Here is a 19,983-nt window from a genome sequence, read left to right as displayed (position 1 = left end):
ATGATCTATCAAAGAAGTAGTGCCTTGTTCGCAGAGGCAAAGAACTATATACCCGGTGGGGTAAATTCACCGGTGAGGGCCTTTAAGGCAGTAGGTGGTAACCCAATATTCGTTAAAGAGGCCAAAGGAGCCTATTTGTATGATGAGGACGGTAATAGGTTAATTGATTATATAGCATCTTGGGGACCTTTAATTTTGGGTCACGCCTATGAACCGGTCATTAACGCGGTAATCGATAAGGCAAAAAAAGGTACTTCTTTTGGAATGCCAACGGAAATAGAGACACAATTGGCGCAATTGGCTATATCCATGGTTCCGAATATTGATAAAATTAGGTTTGTGAACAGCGGTACAGAAGCCTGTATGAGTGCGGTACGGTTGGCAAGGGGTTACACGGGAAAGGATAAGATCATCAAATTTGCAGGGTGTTATCACGGTCATTCAGATTCGTTCTTGATTCAAGCCGGTAGTGGTGCCGTAACTTTTGGTAGTCCTAATAGTCCCGGAGTTACCCAGGGAACAGCAAAGGATACCTTGTTGGCAACGTATAATGACCTTGATAGTGTAGCGACTTTGGTAGCGGCCAACAAAGATGAAATTGCCGCAATTATCATAGAACCTATTGCGGGTAATATGGGTTGCATTGTACCTACGGAAAAATTTATACAAGGTTTAAGGAATATCTGTACCCAAGAAGGTATTTTATTGATATTTGATGAAGTAATGACCGGTTTTCGTCTTGCTAAGGGAGGCGCACAGGAAGTTTTGGACATTAAGGCTGATATTGTAACCTATGGTAAGGTTATTGGCGGAGGTTTACCTGTGGGGGCTTTTGCTGCCAAGGCGGAAATTATGGATTATTTAGCCCCAGACGGGCCGGTATATCAGGCAGGAACATTAAGTGGGAACCCATTGGCAATGAGCGCTGGTTTGGCAATGCTAACTGCACTTAACGATAATCCTGAGGTTTTTAAAAGTTTGGAAGAAAAAGCGGCATACTTGCATAAGGGTATTGCGGAAGTACTGACGAATAAAGGTGTAGATCACCAGATTAATAGGTTTGGCAGTATGATTTCAGTACACTTTACTGATGAGCCCGTGGTAGATTTTTCATCATCTGCCAAAGGCAACAATGAAACGTTCAAAAAATATTTCCATGGTATGTTGAACAAGGGTATTTATTTGCCGCCAAGTGCCTTTGAAAGTTATTTTTTAAATGATGCCTTAAGTTATGCGGATTTGGATGAAACCATTAATGCCTTAAAGGAAATTGTCCTATAAAGATCAGCTTAAAATATGTGGTATAATAAATTAAAAAGCCCTCTAAAAGAGGGCTTTTTAATTTAAATTCGTTCTGTTATTTAAAATTATATTGTATACCTAACTGAAACGCATTGGAAAAGAATTCATCAATGGTATAATATGTATAGTTAAGGTTGATTTTGGTAAAGTCCTTAATACGGTAAGATAACTCACCTTGATAACGTTGAAAAGTAGGTTCGTCCTGTTCCGCAAAAAGGGAGAAATCACTACTTAGATTAAAATCAGAATCCTCATCCCCGATCTGTAAAAGAAGTCCGCCACCACCAAAAAGTCGTTCTTTGGTCAACCAATAGGGGAAACCGTTTCTTTGTTCCTCAGAACCTATAGCGTAAGCTCCTTCCAGTACAGGTCCCAATTTAAATGTATCTACGTTCAACAGATGATATTCCAATCGGGTACTACCTATGGTGTAATATTGACTATCCGTATAATAGGTGGCATCGAGCATAAACGAATGTTTTAAGCTGGACGAGTAATTAAATTGTTGTTTGGCCATTACGGACAGGTCATAAATATTGAGTGCATAACCAGGAGCATTTGTAACTGGGTGTGCGTTTATTTGTAAAGTAGTTTTTGCCGCTTTTCCAATAAAATCAATGCCGGAATTTAAGTGATAAAAGACATTGTTAAAATTGTCCATTTCAACCTTTGCGCCAATATAGAACGGGTTTTTTAAGTTGGATTCTGTCCTGTAGAGGTAGCCAACACCCAATAAATCCCTACCCTTGTCATTGACAACTATAGTATCTTTTAACACAGCGTAAGAAGTACCTTGTTCTATTGAAAAACGATGAAAATCGAATTTCTTGTTATAGAATCCAAAATAGAAATTATTGTTGAACAGGGTAGGATCAAATTTGTCTGTAATGGCAGAAGAGGTTATCCCAATAGAATGACCTTTTTTCTTTCTGGTCTCTATGGCAGATTTTCTAACGATGGCATCGTCCATTAAAATTTTAAACTTACTAATGTATAAGGTCTGTTCTTGGTCTGTATCCTCTTTGACCTCATTATTGAAACCAATCTTAAAATCAGAATCCAGTTTAGAGGGGGGTATGGTCATGGCAACTTCACCGGCAGCTTCTATATCCCCTTTTAATAAAAGTAATTTTGCCATGTAGTTCATGGTGTCATAATCCTTGGGATTGTCCTTAATGTAATCTTTATATATGGTCTGCAACTGGTCCATTTTACCGGTTTCCATATGCCAGTCCATCAAATTGGTAATGGGAATATTAGTGGCACATGAGCTCCATTGCAATGCTTTTTCATATTGTGCATATTCTGAAAAGAGCTGTGCAATATTATTGGACAAGTCTTTTAGATCTTCCCTACAAAATTCAACAAACTGCATTTCTTCAATGGCCCTATCCCGGTCATTGACCATCATGAACTGAATAAAATATGGGAAATCTGTTGCTCTTTTACCTTCAATGGATTTTGAATTTTGGGACCACTCCGCAATTATGTCCTGATCGAGTTCAATGCCACATTTTTGCCATTGCAATGCTTTGTCAAAATTGAGCAGATCGGCATATGCTTTGGCCATTTTAGTGGCGAAAGCTTGGTCATTTATGGAACAAGGTGCTATTTCATCCAATTTGGACAAAAGTTGTGTATTGCTAGTACGTATTAGAAAGTCATAGTAATTATTGCGGTTTTCTTGACTGGGTTCTTGCTCGTAGACAACTTCCAGCACCTGTTCTATGATAACGGTGTTATCGTCCGTATTAAAATTTGTATAGTAGTCTTTTAAAAATTCCACATCTTGGCTTCCCCACTCCATTTGGCGTTCCATCCATAGCTTTTTTAGCTCAGGTGATGGGTAGTCGCTAATAGTGCTGATATCCCTTGAAAAATCGGCATAGGACGCAGATGGGTTCTTCAGGTACATGGTATTTAATTGCTCCCAAAGTTCTTTGGTCTTACCTTGTGTCTTCATTGTTTTGGCGTAGGCAATGACCTGTTGCGTATTGATGAAATTGTTGTCTTGGAACAATTCTTCCATAAGTTCCGAAGCCTTTTCGTTTTTCTCTTCTACAATGGCCCGGTCTATTTTTTCCTTTAATGGTACCATGGTACTCTTACTTTCGTTAAAGGCTTTGTATTCCTTGTTCATCTTGGTAATCAAAGAAGACGTTGTTCCAATCAAGGTTCTTATTTCTGGCCTTATATCCGGCACACTTATACTAGGTGAATTGGTCTTTATATTGTAGATGAAACCATTCAATAAAGGAACTGATTGAAATTTTATTTGTTCATCGTATAGCTTTTTGTTTAATCTGTCCTTGTTGACCGCATCGACATACATTAACCAATAGGATTCTTTTTTGGCATCCCCGTTTATGGAGCTCGTTACTTCATACTGGCCTTCAAAATTCAAGTGTCTAACGGTTTGGTACCTCCAATCCATTACTGTCTCGGTGGACTTTTTTGCGGGTAAAAATCGTATGAACGGGTGCCTGCTCTTATAATCCACGATATGGACTTTTAATTCATCTATTGCTTTCTCGGCACTTGTTCTGTCAGTAATGTGCGAGGTATTCAAGGCATGGGACCATATACCAGTATAGAGATATGTAGATTCCAATGCCCATTTTTCCTTGTCGGATATTGTATAGCCGCTGCTTAACCGTGGGTAATCAAAAAACCGGGCATTTAAGGGGTCTGGATCAAATTCCCTATTGCCCCCTTTATCCAAATCGCCCAAGAAAGAGGTGTGCATATAATTTATGCTGGGAAACCCTTTTTTAAGGGCAGCCAATCCTAAACTATCAATTTGATTGTTTGGTGCTACATATGAGATCGGACTATTTTTAGAAACGCTTTCCTTCCACTTTTTATCAGAGGCTTTGGTAACGTCTTCCATTAAATCCGTGTCTTTCCATAAATTCTGTAATAAGGGCAAATCATTATAGCCCCTTAAACCAACTTCATGACCGGCTTTTATGAATTCATCATTGATCCAGGCATTGGCAATTTCATCATTTTTGCCATCTAAGAGGGTAGATTTGTCCCAGCTTTTAAAATTGATATTGTCCTTATTGCTTTTGTCTGCGTTGAACGTCACAAAAGCTGCATATTTTAAATCTTCCTCTATGGCCAATTCTTTCATCTTGGGCCACCAGTCCGATTTTAAAAACTCTGATTTTTGTTCTCCATTTTTTAATGCTATGGGCGCACCACTTGAATCATAAACAGATGAAGGAAAATCATCTAGGAACATGGTTCCTATATTTGCAATAGGGTAGGGAATACCTTCTAAGCCTAATAATGTAGCGGCAAATAAGAGACCCCTCATTTCTTTCTTTAAAATTTCAGATGAATTATAGAATACCACTTTACCGTTACCTATTCTATTTTCAAGAAGTACTGGGTAGTCATGATGGGTATGGGAGGCAACAAGTACATTTACCGTACTGGAAAAATTAGAACCCTCAAAACCAAGGTGCATGGTTTTGTTATCAAAACTTTTGCCTTGCATTCCCGGAAAAAGAGGTTTTTTAAAGAATAGCCCAGAAGCTTCTATATTGGTGCTCCAGTCCGCATCTGGTGTCATACCATAGAAAAAGGACATGCGTTCATCCTTGGTGGCCTTAGTGATGAACAACGTACCCCCTTTTGAAACAAATTTCAACAAACTGTCCACTGCAGTATTGCTTAGGCCGGCAGTTTCATGAAGTGTTACCACCCTTGTAGTTGGCTCAATCTTAAGTTTTTCGTTGAATTGATTGATCCATAATGTTTTATGGGAAATTTTGGAATAATCGTAAGCCTTGGCCAAATTTTCCGTTTCGTAAATGGCACTATAGTTGGTAGGTTCGATCAAAAATTGAACGAGCGGCTCTTCCGTACTTTTTTCAGGAATATTATATTTATTGTTAGACTTGTATAGTTCTTGTTGACAACTGGCTAACAAACAGATAATTATAAATAGTATACAATATCTTATTTTACTGACAATCATAGGTGTTAATTTCATATTCCAAATTTTGGTTGTAAAAAAATGATCGATTAACCAGATTTGGAACCAACTAAGTACCTAAAGAACGTTTGCAAAGTGCAATTTATTCGATAAATGTAAAATTTCCTCTATTAAACAATCTAAAAAGAAGGTTTTTAAGGTTGTTTTTAATATGTAAAATATTAGTTTACAGGTATTTATAAATAACAAAGGCCCGCAATCAGCGGGCCTTTGTTATGAACTTTTTTTATAATATTATTCTCTAGACATGCGTCTTTCTTTTTTGTGGTCTTTTCTTTTATCGTTAAACTTGCGCTTTTTATGATGGTCCATCTTTTCCCATTTTGCGTATTGTTCCACATCAAGAATGGATTTAATTGCATTTTTACGTTCTATTTGATGGTCTAACCGTTCATTCTGGCGCTTATACCGTTCTTCTGCTGTTAATTTTTTACCATCTTCTTTCTGTGCTTTAAAATCCTCCATTCTTGACTTGCGCATTTTGGCCTCCTCAATAAAAATGGATTTTAATTTGGATTGCTGAGTTTCGTTCAAATCCAATGCCAACGTCATTTTCTTAGTTTGTAACGTAGCTACTTGTTCTGGGCTCAGATCTTTCATGGTTCCTCTTTTAGACTTCATGTCATGATCCTGTGCCGTTGCCGATAATCCTGCCATTACTAAAATGGCCAATACTAATTTTTTCATCTTTTTATTTTTTTTGCATTTGTTTCTTTGACAGCATTTTGTAGCATTGGTTTAAAAGTATTACTCATTTTGGCAATTAATTAACGGCGTGCCAAAAATTGTTAAATGCAAAAGCACGACCCTTGGATCGTGCTTTTAAGTAGGTTAGAACTGTAAATGTCTTAATTCGTTTGAACTCTGTCGTGCTCCTCGTAAGGGTTAATGACAATGTCTACTTCTTGCTCAATTGTGTTAGAGGCCAATTCTTCTTTTGCTTCTGTATTTGTAGTTTGATGATACACTACAGAGGCAAAAATAAAACAGCTTAAGTAAACTAGACTTTTTAATTTATTATTCATGATTTGGGGGTTTAAATTCAAGTCTAAACTATAGAACTAAATAACATGAAAAAGCCCATTGTTGTGAAATGGGCTTTTTTTGATGTGTAATGTATTTAGAATGTGGTCAACCTTAAACGTTCATCGATCTTATTGGTTTTTCATCGATAGGCCACTAAAATCGGCTAAAATCAGCAACAATTATTTTGGGTCCAAAATGTCGTTAATACGCTCAAAAACATCGTTGTAATGATATGTTGTCATTAAATTGGATGTCCTATTTCTTGCATTCCTGATTTCACGTCTTAAAATGTTCAATTCTGCCCGCGCCATGGTGCGAATATCAGATTGGCTAGTGTTGACAACTGTCGATTTTCTGTAGCCACCGTAATCAGACGCCTTAGTTTGGTTTTCTGCGGTCAATAGATATGCTAAACGGTCTATATGGGCTTTTTGAAGGTTTCTTCTATAAGTATCCACAGCTTTCCCGTTTTTGGTTTCGGACCAGATGCCGGTTCTAAGTTCACCCATCATTTGCGCAAGTGAATAGGCATTCTTTTGGTCTAACGTTTCATTTTCTATAAGTCTTGCCATTTTGCCTAGGCTCAGTACATTGTTCAAGGTGCGTACCTGCATGCTACGCATTTGCTCTAAAAATCCGGAGTATTCCGTACGTTTAAGAATTTCCTCGTCCAACATCCACGTGGGGGTAGAAAATAACTCTTCGTTCAGGAATGCCATAGCCCTTTGTTGATGATCTTTGGGAACCGCTGTATAAACCGCACCCTCTTGATCATAGGTCTTATGGTTTTCGTATACCCCGCCAATATTGTTGGATACATGTCCCATATATCTATTGAATTGGGCAAAGACCTGTCCGTATAGTTTATCTAGGTCTTCATAGTTTTTGCCGTCTTCTGCCGTCCATTCTATTAATTTGGGTACAATACGTTTTAAGTTGGCAATACCATATGCACTTGCTTTCATGGCATCGTCACCTAAATCTTCGGTCTGTGAGCTTGGATCTACAATATCGCCAACCTGCTGATGGCCAAAACGGTATAACGGATCACCGGCATGTGCCAATATCCATTTATCCAAAATGGGTTTTTCCTCTTCAGCAGATGTATTCAAAATAGGCTTGTAACCCCATTGTATGGCATATTTGTCATATATGCCAATATTTGGCATTAATGCAACCCCTTCATCTCCTGGTTGGGCTATATAGTTAAATCGTGCATAATCCATAATGGAAGGTGCCGTACCGTATTTTTGGGTAAAGGTTTTTGATCGTAACGAGTCTACAGGATAGGCAACACTGCTACCCATATTATGTGGCAGCCCCAATGTATGGCCAACTTCGTGTGACGAAACAAACCGTATGAGCCTACCCATAATTTCATCATCAAAAGATACACCCCTGGCAGCTGGGTTTATGGCCGCAGTTTGTACAAAATACCAATTTCTCAACAAAGTCATGACATTATGGTACCAGTTGATGTCCGATTCAAGAATTTCACCGCTACGTGGATCGCTAACATGCGGTCCGTTTGCATTGGGTATGGGCGATGCAAGGTACCGAACAACGGAATACCTTACATCTTCTGGAGACCATTCCGGGTCTTCCTCTACCGTTGGGGGTTCCTTGGCAATAATGGCATTTTTAAAACCGGCCGCTTCAAAGGCTACTTGCCAATCTTCAATTCCTTGTTTTATATAAGGAACCCATTTTTTAGGGGTTGCCCTATCAACATAATAAACAATCTGTTTTTTTGGTTCAACGAGTTCGCCATTGTTATATTTTTCAATGTCCTCATCCCTGACCTCCAAACGCCAACGGTCTAGAAATTTAATGGTTTTACTTTCTTGGGCATCTAGGCCATAATCTACTTGACCACGTGCAAACCAACCTACACGCTCATCAAAGTATCTACGTTTCATAGGTTCCTCAGGTAATAGTACCATAGAGTTATTGATTTCTACCGAAATTGAACCTAAGGTAGAATTACTTGGTGGGTTACTGGCCAAATACGTTTTTACATGGCGTACTTCTACATTTAAAGGATAGCTCTTTATAGACTCTATGTATCCCCTGCCTTCATCTAAACGCGAAACCTTATATCTCTTTCGGTACTGTTCTGGCATTCCAAAAGCTTTGGTATCCTTGGTAAAAATATCATTTACCTCAATGACCGTACTGGGCGAGAGCGAATCTTTTTTTACGGCCTTTATATCAAAGGAAAAAAGTACAGGCTCAAAATTAGAATTGACAACCGCTTCATGTACAGGTAGGGAATCTGCCGCCACTACGTCATGTGAAACCACACGAAGCAATACTTTTTTATCTTTCTTTTCCCAGCGAAGTACCTGAGTATTGATTTTTCCACCACCAAACCCTATTCCCGATGCGGTTTTGGAAATACGGCTTACCATCAACATTTCTTTATTGAAAAGCGAATCCGGTATTTCAAAAAAGTGATTTTCATCTACCATATGGGTGGTAAATAGTCCCGTATCGCTAATAGCGTCTTTGGTAATAACCTTGCTATAGGGCTGGATCTTGTCTTTAGAGGGTTTACCGGCTTCCTGCTCGGTATCTTTTTTCTTTTTCTTAAAAATTTGTGCTTCGGTATTCTGATAACCAAAAACACATACTAGAACGAGTAACTTTAGAAGTAGTTTTCTTTTCATTTTCTTGAGTTAGTTAGGTAATTTTCAAAGATTGAAATAATATCTGTAACAAATAGTTAATAATTTCTTAAGCCTATTTGTAACAATGTCCGGAAGAAGGCGTCTATTAAGTAGGAATAATCATTTTTTCATTCTGAATTAGTCAATTATAAAGCCTTTGCAAACCGCAAGGGCTTTATTTTATATTATGGATTAGTGAAAATAATGGGAAGGATAAAATGGAACATTCCAATAAGCAATAGAACGGCAATGAGGTTTAATACAATACCGGCACGTGCCATTTCATGAACCTTAATATAACCACTGGCAAAAACGATTGCATTGGGCGGTGTGGCCATAGGAAGCATAAATGCACAACTACTGGCTATGGTAATAGGTATAAGTAGATGTACGATCGGTAATCCCAAACCTAAGGCAATACCTGCGACGACCGGTGCCAAAACGGCTACAAGGGCAACGTTGCTCATTAATTCTGTCATAAAGAGCATTAAGATAATTAATAGAGTAGCGGTAAATAGAATGCTAAGGTTACTCTGTCCTATAAGCTCTGCAACCAAATCCACAATACCAGATACGGACATGCCATTGGCAAGGGAGAGTCCGCCACCAAATAAAATAAGGATACCCCAAGCAAGTTTTTGGGTATCCTGCCATTGAAGGATAAAATCTCCTTTCTTTAAATTATAGGGCAAAGTAAATAAGGCTATAGCGGCAAACATACTGATAAGGGTATCCGTAAGTCCCAAAGAAGGAAATAGCGTATTTATGAGTGTTCTAAAGACCCATAGAAATACGGTAACCGCAAAAATGATAAGTACCATTTTTTCTTTCCTTGAAGTAGGTCCCAATTTGTTAAGCTCTTGATGAATAATGGTGTTGGATGCCTTGAACCTTAAATTTTGTGTGGGAAAGAACAATTTGGTTAAAACCAAATAACATATGGAAATCATGATGAGGGAAAAAGGTAGCCCTATGATCATCCACTTTAAAAAAGATATTTCAATTTGATATTCATTTTCCAATAGGCCAATGAGTACGGAATTTGGGGGCGTACCTATGACCGTTGCAATACCACCGGCATTGGCCGCAAAGGCAATACCCAACATTACGCTCAAGGCAAAATTTCTGTCCCTTTTTGTAAATCCGTCCTCATCCTCTATTAACAGATTGATCACGGACATGGCTATAGGTAACATAACAACGGTACTGGCCGTATTACTGATCCACATGCTCAATACCGCCGTAGCGATCATAAAGCCCAATACGACCTTATTGGCGGTAGTACCTGTAAGTCTAATAATATTCAGGGCAATACGTTTATGTAAGTTGACTTTCTCCAAGGCCAGAGCCATAACAAAGCCGCCAAAAAAAAGAAAGACAATAGGGCTGCCGTAATTTGCTCCTACATCTGCAATGGGCATTATTTTTAAAATAGGAAAAAGCAACAGGGGCAACAATGCGGTTACTGATATGGAAACCGCTTCGGTTACCCACCATATTACCATCCACAATGCAACCGCTATAACAGCATCAGCATTTTCAGATATAATAACACTGGGCAGGGCAATTAAAATACAAAATACAATAGGACCTGTAATCAATCCTATTTTACTACTTAGGTTCATGCTGGTTGGTTTTGCCAGCTTCTAAGCTACTATTTTTTATTTTTCCTTGAAAAGGCTATTTTAATATTTCAACTAAAAGAACATCGCCCTCCTTATAGATTTTAGCCAACTGTTGTTTTGTAATACCTTTAATGCCCTTGTCCCATGCTTTGTTACTTAGATCGGCCTTGTTTTTAAGGGCATCCAATTCTATTTTCTTTTCTGACTTTAAAATGTCAAAAATAACTTTCTCGTTATCCGATAATTGTAGAGGTTTTTTCTCCGGTCTCATTTGCGGGAAGAACAATACTTCCTGTATAGAGGCATTATTGGTCATGAGCATAACCAAACGGTCAATGCCAATACCAATACCAGAGGTAGGGGGCATACCGTATTCTAGGGCCCTAAGAAAATCTTGGTCAATGAACATTGCCTCATCATCACCTTTTTCCGAAAGCTTCAATTGTTCTTCAAATCGCTCTCTTTGGTCTATAGGGTCATTAAGCTCTGAATAAGCGTTCGCCAACTCTTTACCATTTACCATAAGCTCAAAACGTTCTGTTAACGCAGGGTTGTCCCTATGTTCCTTTGTTAGCGGACTCATTTCCTTGGGGTAATCGGTAATAAAGGTTGGCTGTATATAATGATGCTCACATTTTTCGCCAAAAATTTCATCGATCAGTTTGCCTACACCCATAGTATCATCGACCTCTAAACCTAATTTTTTAGCCGTTTCACGTAGTTCATCTTCTGGCATTCCTGCAACATCAATACCTGTGTGTATTTTTATAGCCTCTAAAATAGGTACTCTTGCGTAAGGAGCCTTGAATTCAATTTCGTGTTTGCCTACGGTTACCTTAGTGGTTCCATTGGCATCCATTGCAATTTTCTCCAATAATTTTTCAGTGGTAGCCATCATCCAATTGTAGTCTTTGTAGGCTACATACAGTTCCATTACCGTAAATTCTGGGTTATGGGTACGATCCATACCTTCGTTTCTAAAATCCTTGGAGAATTCATAAACACCATCGAACCCACCAACGATCAATCTCTTTAGGTAAAGTTCGTTGGCAATACGTAAATACAATGGAATGTTCAGGGCATTATGGTGCGTTAAGAAAGGACGTGCCGTAGCACCACCTGGTATTGGTTGCAAAATAGGCGTTTCTACCTCTAAATAACCTTTATCATTATAGAACTCACGAATACTATTGGTAATCTTGGTTCTCTTAATGAACGTTTCCTTTACTTTTGGATTGACTACCAAATCTACATATCGTTGGCGGTAACGTAATTCTGGGTCGTTGAACTCATCGTAAACCTTGCCTTCCGCATCTTTTTTAGGCAATGGCAATGGTCTAAGCGATTTGCTCAACATGGTAAACTTCTTTACCATTATCGTTTTTTCACCCACCTGAGTGGTAAATAAATCGCCTTCTATACCAATGATATCTCCAATATCCAACAATTTTTTATAAACATCGTTGTATAAGGATTTGTCCTCTCCAGTACAGATTTCATCTCTATTGAAATAAACTTGAATTCTACCAGAACTATCCTGTAGCTCGGCAAAAGAGGCTTTTCCTTGAATTCTACGAGACATTAATCTACCGGCAACGATAACCTGTTTACCTTCCTCATAATTGGATTTTATGCTTGCCGATGTGGCATTAACAGGGTATAGCGCAGCTGGATATGGATTGATGCCCAGCGCTCTTAGTTTTTCCAATTTTTCTCTTCTGATAAGCTCTTGCTCCGATAATTGCATGCCGTCGTTTATTTAGCTGGCAAATATAATCGATATGTATTAATCTTTCAATCTTGTGGACACTAAAGGATAGAGTCTATCCACAAATTTTTTATAGGCAAGGGAAGAAGGGTGTAGCCCGTCATCGGCAACCAGTTCGGGCTCGTTCAAACCATTTCTAGTAATATCCGTAATGTTAAGGAAGGTTATGCCCATTGATGTACAGGTTACTTTTGCAAAATGATTATAATCGTCCAGTGCTTTAGAAATTTGTTCATTACCATTTAGTTGACCATAAGGGGTATAAAAATAGTCTGGTATTGATAGTACGATCACTTTGTTGGAATCATTGCCCGCCAGTTGAACGGCTTTTTTCAAAAGTTCTGGAAATTCTGATTCATATTGGGCAAATGGCCGGGATTGAAATTGATTGTTTACCCCAATGAGCAGGGTGACCAAATCATAATTGCCAGATTCCCTACCCATTATAGATGCAATCAATTGGTCCGTTCTCCACCCGGTTTGGGCAATGACCGTGGTCTCTACGTTTAGGTTTTTTGTTTCCTCTATTCTAGTATCCAATTGTGCAGGAAAGCTTTGTTCAAAGTCTACACTTTCACCGACCGTATAACTGTCTCCAAGAGCTAAATATGTTGCCTTTTGCGTATTGCCATTTTGCTCTTGTATAGGTTCTGATCTAATGTCATCGGTTTGGCTACAAGATGGTGCTGTAGTAATGAGCAATAGAAGCAATGTAATTTTAAACGGTGTATAAATTTGTTCCATATAGTAGATATAACGTAAAAAAGTAGCTAAGGTTCTTTAAAATATAAGGAATTTACTATAGTCGTAAAAGGATTATTAATCAATCAAAATGTAAGGTAGTAGCATAATTGGGAATATATGCCTCGCCGGAAACAATTTTAAATATATCATCTTCTAAAGTAGAAATAGGGCTTTCTATAATTCTGTTGACTTCCCTGCCATTTTTGTAAAATATAAATGTTGGAACCCTACGAATATGAAGCGCCCATTCCTCACCTTGCGGACTTTTTTTGTAATTGTCCTTTCGTTTGTCCACCGCAACTATTTTTAAATTCTCCATAGGATAATTGGCCTCTTTCAGGATTTTTACAAATCTAGGTAGCTCACGTTTGCTATCCCCGCACCATGTTCCCATAAAAACTAAGATTTTAAATGCACTTAAATTTGGTCTAAACAACGTTATTTGGGAGTTATCAGTTTCATATTTTTCATAATTAGGTGTGTACCAAGATGCATAATTTTGGAACATTAGGTGATTTTCGGTAATTTTTCCTAGCAAAAAAGGTTCTTGGTTAACAAGGGTAATTTCCTGGTAAGATTGTTGTGCAATTACATTGTAGATAATGCCTAATACCAATGTAGTAATCAAAAAGGGTAATCTCATAATATTCAGATTTAAAATTAAGCCTGAAAATTCTGGAAATTGCGGATATATAACGATTTGTAGTGGGTGGAAATAGGTACTAGACCCGTGGTGGAAATAATTGTATTAGTGATATTGTTGTTTTATTTCAGTGCGGGTGGTTACTTCTAATTTTTTGTAAATATTATTGATGTGGGTCTTAACGGTGCTTACTGATATAAACATTGTAGAGGCTATTTCTTTGTTGGTCTTGTTTTGTAAAATCTGCTTTACTATATTTTGCTCTTGTTCCGTTAATTTGGCATAGGCAAGTTGGCGTATCTTTTTTGCGTTTATTTTAGGCATTGCCAGTAAATAAATATTAAAGACCACTGAAATGAACAGTAGTAACGGTAATAACCATTTCCACAAAGGTGAGCTTCCGGTATTATTGTTTGCTATTTGTTCGTCTATCTCTATTTCCTTTTTATATTGTGCGGTAAACACGGTATTGGGATATTTAGTGGACAATCTTTCACCCAATTCCTTATAATAATTATTGGCGATTATATCCTTTATATAATAGGTGTAAGTTTCGTTCCTTTTATCCGATAAAAAGTTGTAGATATAAAGTTCTGCCAAAGGTTCGTTTAACTGTTCTCCAAAATCCTGTAATGTTCCAAACCATTTTTGTAGGTTCAATTTCTTACTTGCATCACTTCTAAAATCATTAAATTCAAAAGCCATTTGTTCTTTTAGTACATCTATTTCCAAAAAAATTTGAGAAGTATTGTTTGTAGATATTATTTCACATAACATTTCATCTGAAAAGGACCTTGGAAAGTTTATGGTATCTGTATTTTTTGCTATGAATAGAATACTCTTACTGCTTTTGCAATTACCGAAAAAATGATCTGGCAATGATGAGGTTTCGCTACAATCGTCTAAATGAATCCTATATATTCTATTTTCCTCCAGTAAATTGTTTCCGTAAAAATTAAAATATCCTAAAGAATCTGTACCTGTTTTTTTGACAACTTGCTCCAAGGAGATCCTATCTAATTTTCTATAGTCTTCAATGATGGATAAATAGATGGATTTTTCGTTTTGGGGATTCGCTATCTGGCCGCTAAATTTGTACTGGGCCAAACTTACGCTACAGCAACATAACGAGATTGCGAAAAAGATGTGTTTAAACATTGATTCTGATATGAGCATCTAAAATAAAAGATTTTGTAACAAAGCGGTTTTATTAACGACCAATAAGGTACATCAATCAATCAAAATATAAATCAAATGAGTTTAATTAGAGTATTGCTTGCCATTTTTTTTCCGCCTTTGGCAGTTTTGGGCAAAGGTTGTGGGTCTTTTTTAATTGTTCTACTTTTGACCTTTTGTGGCTGGGTGCCTGGGGTAATTGCCGCATTGGTAATTTTGAACAATCCTAACTAGATATAAAACATGAAATTTTCAAAAATGCTAACCGCTGTATTAATTGCAGTGGTGTTCGTTGCGTGCAATTTTACCGAGGAAATCTACTTTAACAATGACGGGTCTGGGAAGATGAGTATGCGTTTTGATGGTGGTGAAATGCTACAAATGCTTCCAAGTACAGATTCTACCGCATTGGAAAAAGCTATAGACTCTACAATTGTGTTTAAGGATGTTCTAAGGGATAAAAAAGATAGCATTGCCACATTGACGCCGGAAAAGCAGGCCAAACTAAAAAAATTGGAGCCTTTTAAATTGCATATGCAGGTAGATGCGGAAAGAGGTATAATGAATTTTGACCTGTTTAGGGATTTTAAAAAAGTTGCCGAGATCAACGATGCATTTAATACTTTTCAGAATGCCAGTTCAGTGGGTCCAATTGCAGGGGGTAAATCCATGCCGGGCAATGTTTCGGAGGAAAGTACTAGGGTAGACTATACATTTAAGAATAATAGGTTTAAACGAGAAACAATTGTATTGGATCAAGCTTTATTTGAAAATAGTATAGATAGTTTGGCCAGTGCAGAGATGTTTTTGTCAAGTTCTACCTACACATTCAAATACCATTTTCCAAAACGTGTTAAGTGGACCAACATTAATGAAGCTACCTTTTCAATGGATGGCAAAACTTTGGTGCATGAAGTTAGTTTTTTGGATATGATGAAGAATCCTGAATCTATGGTTATTGAGGTGGAATTGGAAAAATAGGATATAGCTTTTATATTTTTGTGAAATGAATAAACGGTTGCACATACAGGATTTAGGTCGTAAGGATTATAAGGAAACTTGGGACTATCAAGAACAATTGTTCAAGGAAATCCTTGATCTTAAAATACGCAACAGAAGAGAGTCGCTTGACTTAAAAACACCCAATCATTTTTTGTTTGTTGAGCATCCTCATGTTTATACTTTGGGCAAAAGTGGCGATATGGCCAACCTACTGGTAGATGAAAAAATATTGGAGGAAAAAGGGGCTGCTTTTTATAAAATCAATAGGGGAGGTGATATTACCTATCATGGTCCGGGACAAATCGTTGGTTACCCTATTCTAGATTTGGACAATTTTTTCACGGATATTCATAAGTATCTGCGTTATTTGGAGGAAATGGTCATTTTAACATTGGCCGAATATGACATCAAAGCTGAGCGTTCCCCTGGCGAAACAGGGGTTTGGTTAGATGTGGGCACTCCTTTTGCACGGAAAATTTGTGCCATGGGAGTTAGGGCAAGTAGATGGGTGACCATGCATGGCTTTGCTCTAAACGTAAATGCGGATTTGGGTTATTTTGACATGATGATTCCGTGTGGTATAAAAGGTAAGGCGGTAACTTCCTTGAATGTTGAATTAGGTAAAAAGGAAGTGGACCTGGAAGAGGTAAAGCAAAAGTTGCTAAAACATTTTCAGGTACTATTTGAAATTGAGTCATAAAAAAAACCGAAGCGAAAGCTCCGGTTCAAGATATTGGATAGTTTGGTGTTTACTTATTATAGGAGGTAAGCATTGTACTGCTCATTAAATCTCCATTTTTCTTATAAGTTTCTTGTTTTACCATACCTACGCCTTCTGACAACCAAACCCTTGAAGGGAATACTTGATTGGCCATCATCATTTTAGAACGGTTTTCACTGTAGAGTACAAAACATTCATAAGTACCGGCAGGGGTAGTTACACTTTCTTTTTTCTCCACTTTTCTATTTGTCATATCTACGGCCATATTCATATTTATACCGCTCATACTTATTTTCATGGTTACATTGGCGTCATTTAGGTTTTGCCCTACACTAAGATCATTGGGTATTTCAATATCGTTACCGGATATTTCAATATCCATATCGCCGTACTGCTGCATCATTTCAGTTGGTAGCAGAGATTCATAATCTAAGGTAACCATATTTCCTGTACAGGAAAGGTTATAATCAGTATCGTAAATATCCTTTCCCTTATTATCTTTTAAGTTTATTGCCATTGTGGCATTGGTGGTACCTCCTGTATTAGAAACATTGACTACCTTAAAAGAACTTACATTTTCAACTTTGCCTTTTTTGTTATAGTTCGTGTATTCCATGGCGACCCCTTCGGTCATTGGATAGAATTTACTGCAATTATCCTGAGCGATCATGGTGGTTATACTTAATAGTAAAACCAAAAATAATATTGCCTTTGTTTTCATATAGTACGGTTTACTTTAATGTCCTAAATATTTAAAAATATGAAAATAAGCCAGTGTAATTATGCAATTTGTATGAACGGTATATAAATCTTTGTCAAACCTAACATAACATGTATCATCGTATTTTATATACTTTAATACTATTTTCTTGGTCTTTGAAAACAAACTCTACTTTCTTATTGTTATTAATATCGGCCATGTCAATAGATGAGCTTCCAAAAATGGGGAAATCGGGAATGGGTTTGGCTTGACTATCGAAAACATATATTTTTTGGTTCTGTATATCGGTAACCGATACATAGATTTTATCGTTCAAATAAAATATTTCCGGTTTAGAATATACTCCTAGTTCAAGTTCAACTTTTTTATCACGTATGCGCAATATATTGTCGTTCATAATAGCCAATGTTTTAGAAGTGGCATCCATTCCGTGATCTTTAGTAAGTTGTAATTTACTAGATGTTACTTTTCCTTGTGTATCTATTTGAACCAATGAACCGTCTAAGGTGGTAAAAGTGAATTTATTTTGATAGAGTTGAACGGGGTTATTGGAAAACGAGAACTTTTCCTTTACTGGTATTCTTGTCTTGCCCACTCTATTTACAATTCTCAAAAGTCCGTTTGCAAGTTTAAAAACAAGATAATCCTTTCTCCCAATACGGAAATGTTGGGGGGTGCCTTCTATATTGCCCTCGGCTGAGGTATAGGTAAATCCTTTTACAATTTCGCCCTTACTATTGTACATGAATACCTTATTTTCTTGGGTAACCACAAAACGGTAGTCCTTACGGCCTTCATAATCAAATACCGCTAAAGGATTTACATTGCCGCCACTATAGTTCATGGTAAAGGGTTGTACTTCATTGCCATTTCTATCCAATATTAGAAATTCGTTATTTGTGGTAAAAGCAAGTTGTAATTTTCCGTTCTTAAAAAGGTCTACTTGATGAATTTTGCCCTGTATGTTGCTGTTAAGTTGTTTTTTCCATAAAATCTTTCCATTTATTGAAATTAGATACAAGGTATTTTCCTGGTCTTGGACAATAATTTCTTTTTTACCGTTATTATGGTTGGTCACAAATTGAGGTAATGTGGCTAGATCGGTTTGTAGCTGAGTCTCAAATACAGGGCTTACAGTATGTTGTTCATCTTCTTCGGTAATTTTCTTGATCAAGAAGTTTAAATGAAAAAAACCTTTATCCGCAATTACTTGATTTGCAAAGACATAATCCTTTAGATTGCTCTTTAGAAATTCATTACTTAGTGATTCTGAAACTGATTTCTTTAAATAAGTTCCTGCACCTTCTAAATTTGAAATTGTCATTTTACTTGAAGAGGAGGTAAGTTTGGCTTCGGCATTTTTAAATAAAATGGTTTTATCAAACGTATCCCCTGTGCTGATTTTTGAAATGACAGATTCAATTCCGGTCTGGTTTTTTGTGAATACAATGGTATTGTCAACAATACTGGCATAGTTAAATGAAAGATTGCCAATTAATGGATGAAGAGCGGTAAATAGACCCAGTTGTGGTTTTAACTCCAAGATTTCATGTCCGCTAAATTCATGGGTAGCGGTTTTTTCATTTTGTATATAATCTACCAATGAGGCGGTACCAAAAGTTCTTAAAAAGAGAATGTCCTCTTTGTTATATGATGCAATTCCTATTTCTTCTACCGTATATAATAAAGAGTCCTGTTCGTTAATAGGAAACCCTTCTGTTTTTTTGTTTTGTACAAATGCAGCGTATTCTTCAAATCCGTAGGAAGTTACAGAGGTTGCATTGTTTGGGCTAAGTTTCCAAAGGGTATTGGTAATGGGTTTGGTGTGGTTGAGTAGGTTAAGTGAATAATTTGGGGTCATGGAAGGTAGAGCAACACCGTTCATTTGCAATTCCTGTTCTTTCAAGGTTATATCCAATGATAGCCAACTGGCAAAATCAAGATCGGTTTGGTCTTGTGGTAAAATTTGTTGCAATAAAGTTCTGCCGTGTTCTAGGTCTATCCAGATATTTGCCAGTTTTTCCTTATTGGCAGTATTTAAAAATTCATTTATGGATAGATTGTTATTTGATGTGGCATCACGGTTTAAGATAGAACTTAATACCGTTTTTGATGAACTTAAAATGGAATAGCTGCCATAAGGTGCGCTATAAAAGTGAATATCGTTGAACTGATAAGAAGTAATGGTGTTAGAATTATCGGTGATTTTCTCAATATGTTTATTGGTAATTTCGTCTACCTCGATCAGGGCAATACTATCCAAGGTAATGTATGTGAAATCAAAAGTGGTATTATCGTTGGCTGTAAAAGTTAATAAACCTTTAGTTTGATTAGTTAGGAAATTGAACGTTTCTAGTTTGCTGACAATACTTTTAATGGGCCGTAGGTGTTCCAATTTATTATATGGCTCATTTGATGCAATAGCGGACTTGAGCGATTCATATTCATTTATTTGTATGGCAAGAACGGTATGGTCGGGAATTGCTTCTAAAATATCATTCTCCGTGTTTTTGTGGGGTGTACATGCAAAACAAAAAAGTATAGCAAAAACATATATAAGTAATAATCGCATGAAAATTG

The 19,983-nt window shown here is 37.1% G+C and carries 15 protein-coding genes; 4 read left to right on the top strand and 11 right to left on the bottom strand.

What is annotated here, in order from left to right:
- Positions 1-1,281, top strand: a complete 1,281-nt coding sequence (gene hemL / locus JM81_RS08095) for a glutamate-1-semialdehyde 2,1-aminomutase (protein ID WP_144802114.1) — start codon at positions 1-3, stop codon at positions 1,279-1,281.
- Between the two features lie 76 nt (positions 1,282-1,357).
- On the opposite strand, the gene JM81_RS08090 is transcribed toward hemL, so the two are convergent.
- The 9 genes from JM81_RS08090 to JM81_RS08055 all read right to left on the bottom strand — a co-directional run bounded on the left by JM81_RS08090 (position 1,358) and on the right by JM81_RS08055 (position 14,941).
- Positions 1,358-5,305 carry a DUF2194 domain-containing protein gene (locus tag JM81_RS08090; RefSeq protein ID WP_144802110.1) on the bottom strand — a complete coding sequence of 1,316 codons (3,948 nt, stop codon included), beginning with the start codon at positions 5,303-5,305 and terminating at the stop codon, positions 1,358-1,360.
- Between the two features lie 237 nt (positions 5,306-5,542).
- Positions 5,543-5,995, bottom strand: coding sequence for a hypothetical protein (locus JM81_RS08085; RefSeq protein ID WP_144802107.1), 453 nt, complete (start codon positions 5,993-5,995; stop codon positions 5,543-5,545).
- A gap of 161 nt (positions 5,996-6,156) precedes the next feature.
- Positions 6,157-6,333: a hypothetical protein gene (locus JM81_RS18405; RefSeq protein ID WP_179213221.1), complete on the bottom strand. Its 177-nt coding sequence runs from the start codon at positions 6,331-6,333 to the stop codon at positions 6,157-6,159.
- A gap of 180 nt (positions 6,334-6,513) precedes the next feature.
- On the bottom strand, positions 6,514-9,003 hold the full coding sequence (locus tag JM81_RS08080; RefSeq protein WP_144802104.1) for a zinc-dependent metalloprotease: 2,490 nt from the start codon (positions 9,001-9,003) through the stop codon (positions 6,514-6,516).
- A gap of 185 nt (positions 9,004-9,188) precedes the next feature.
- Positions 9,189-10,628 carry an SLC13 family permease gene (locus JM81_RS08075; RefSeq protein ID WP_144802102.1) on the bottom strand — a complete coding sequence of 480 codons (1,440 nt, stop codon included), beginning with the start codon at positions 10,626-10,628 and terminating at the stop codon, positions 9,189-9,191.
- Positions 10,629-10,683: 55 nt separating this feature from the next.
- The gene (gene lysS / locus JM81_RS08070) at positions 10,684-12,375 is read right to left on the bottom strand and encodes a lysine--tRNA ligase (protein ID WP_144802099.1); all 1,692 of its coding nucleotides are present in this window, start codon (positions 12,373-12,375) and stop codon (positions 10,684-10,686) included.
- 39 nt (positions 12,376-12,414) lie between these two features.
- Positions 12,415-13,140, bottom strand: coding sequence for an SGNH/GDSL hydrolase family protein (locus tag JM81_RS08065; RefSeq protein WP_144802096.1), 726 nt, complete (start codon positions 13,138-13,140; stop codon positions 12,415-12,417).
- 79 nt (positions 13,141-13,219) lie between these two features.
- Positions 13,220-13,783: a thioredoxin family protein gene (locus JM81_RS08060; protein ID WP_144802093.1), complete on the bottom strand. Its 564-nt coding sequence runs from the start codon at positions 13,781-13,783 to the stop codon at positions 13,220-13,222.
- A gap of 105 nt (positions 13,784-13,888) precedes the next feature.
- Positions 13,889-14,941 (bottom strand): response regulator transcription factor, encoded by a 1,053-nt coding sequence (locus tag JM81_RS08055; RefSeq protein ID WP_186435547.1) that lies wholly within the window; start codon positions 14,939-14,941, stop codon positions 13,889-13,891.
- A 96-nt stretch (positions 14,942-15,037) separates the two neighbouring features.
- Between JM81_RS08055 and JM81_RS08050 the strand changes: the two genes are divergently transcribed.
- Genes JM81_RS08050 through lipB form a run of 3 tightly spaced genes read left to right on the top strand, consistent with a single transcriptional unit; the run spans position 15,038 to position 16,661 of the window.
- The gene (locus JM81_RS08050) at positions 15,038-15,193 is read left to right on the top strand and encodes a YqaE/Pmp3 family membrane protein (protein ID WP_074669928.1); all 156 of its coding nucleotides are present in this window, start codon (positions 15,038-15,040) and stop codon (positions 15,191-15,193) included.
- 9 nt (positions 15,194-15,202) lie between these two features.
- Positions 15,203-15,940 carry a hypothetical protein gene (locus JM81_RS08045; RefSeq protein ID WP_144802088.1) on the top strand — a complete coding sequence of 246 codons (738 nt, stop codon included), beginning with the start codon at positions 15,203-15,205 and terminating at the stop codon, positions 15,938-15,940.
- A 25-nt stretch (positions 15,941-15,965) separates the two neighbouring features.
- A complete protein-coding gene (gene lipB, locus JM81_RS08040; protein WP_144802085.1) occupies positions 15,966-16,661 on the top strand; it encodes a lipoyl(octanoyl) transferase LipB in 696 nt (231 codons plus the stop codon).
- Positions 16,662-16,710: 49 nt separating this feature from the next.
- Here the strand turns inward: lipB and JM81_RS08035 are convergent, their stop codons facing one another.
- Entirely contained in the window at positions 16,711-17,403 is a 693-nt protein-coding gene (locus JM81_RS08035) for a DUF3108 domain-containing protein (RefSeq protein ID WP_144802083.1), read from the bottom strand.
- A gap of 115 nt (positions 17,404-17,518) precedes the next feature.
- The gene (locus tag JM81_RS08030; protein ID WP_144802080.1) at positions 17,519-19,975 is read right to left on the bottom strand and encodes a ribonuclease HII; all 2,457 of its coding nucleotides are present in this window, start codon (positions 19,973-19,975) and stop codon (positions 17,519-17,521) included.
- Positions 19,976-19,983: the final 8 nt, after the last annotated feature.

The organism is Maribacter sp. MAR_2009_72 (assembly GCF_007827235.1).
GTDB lineage: Bacteria > Bacteroidota > Bacteroidia > Flavobacteriales > Flavobacteriaceae > Maribacter > Maribacter sedimenticola.
This window is presented reverse-complemented; position numbering and strand designations above follow the sequence as displayed.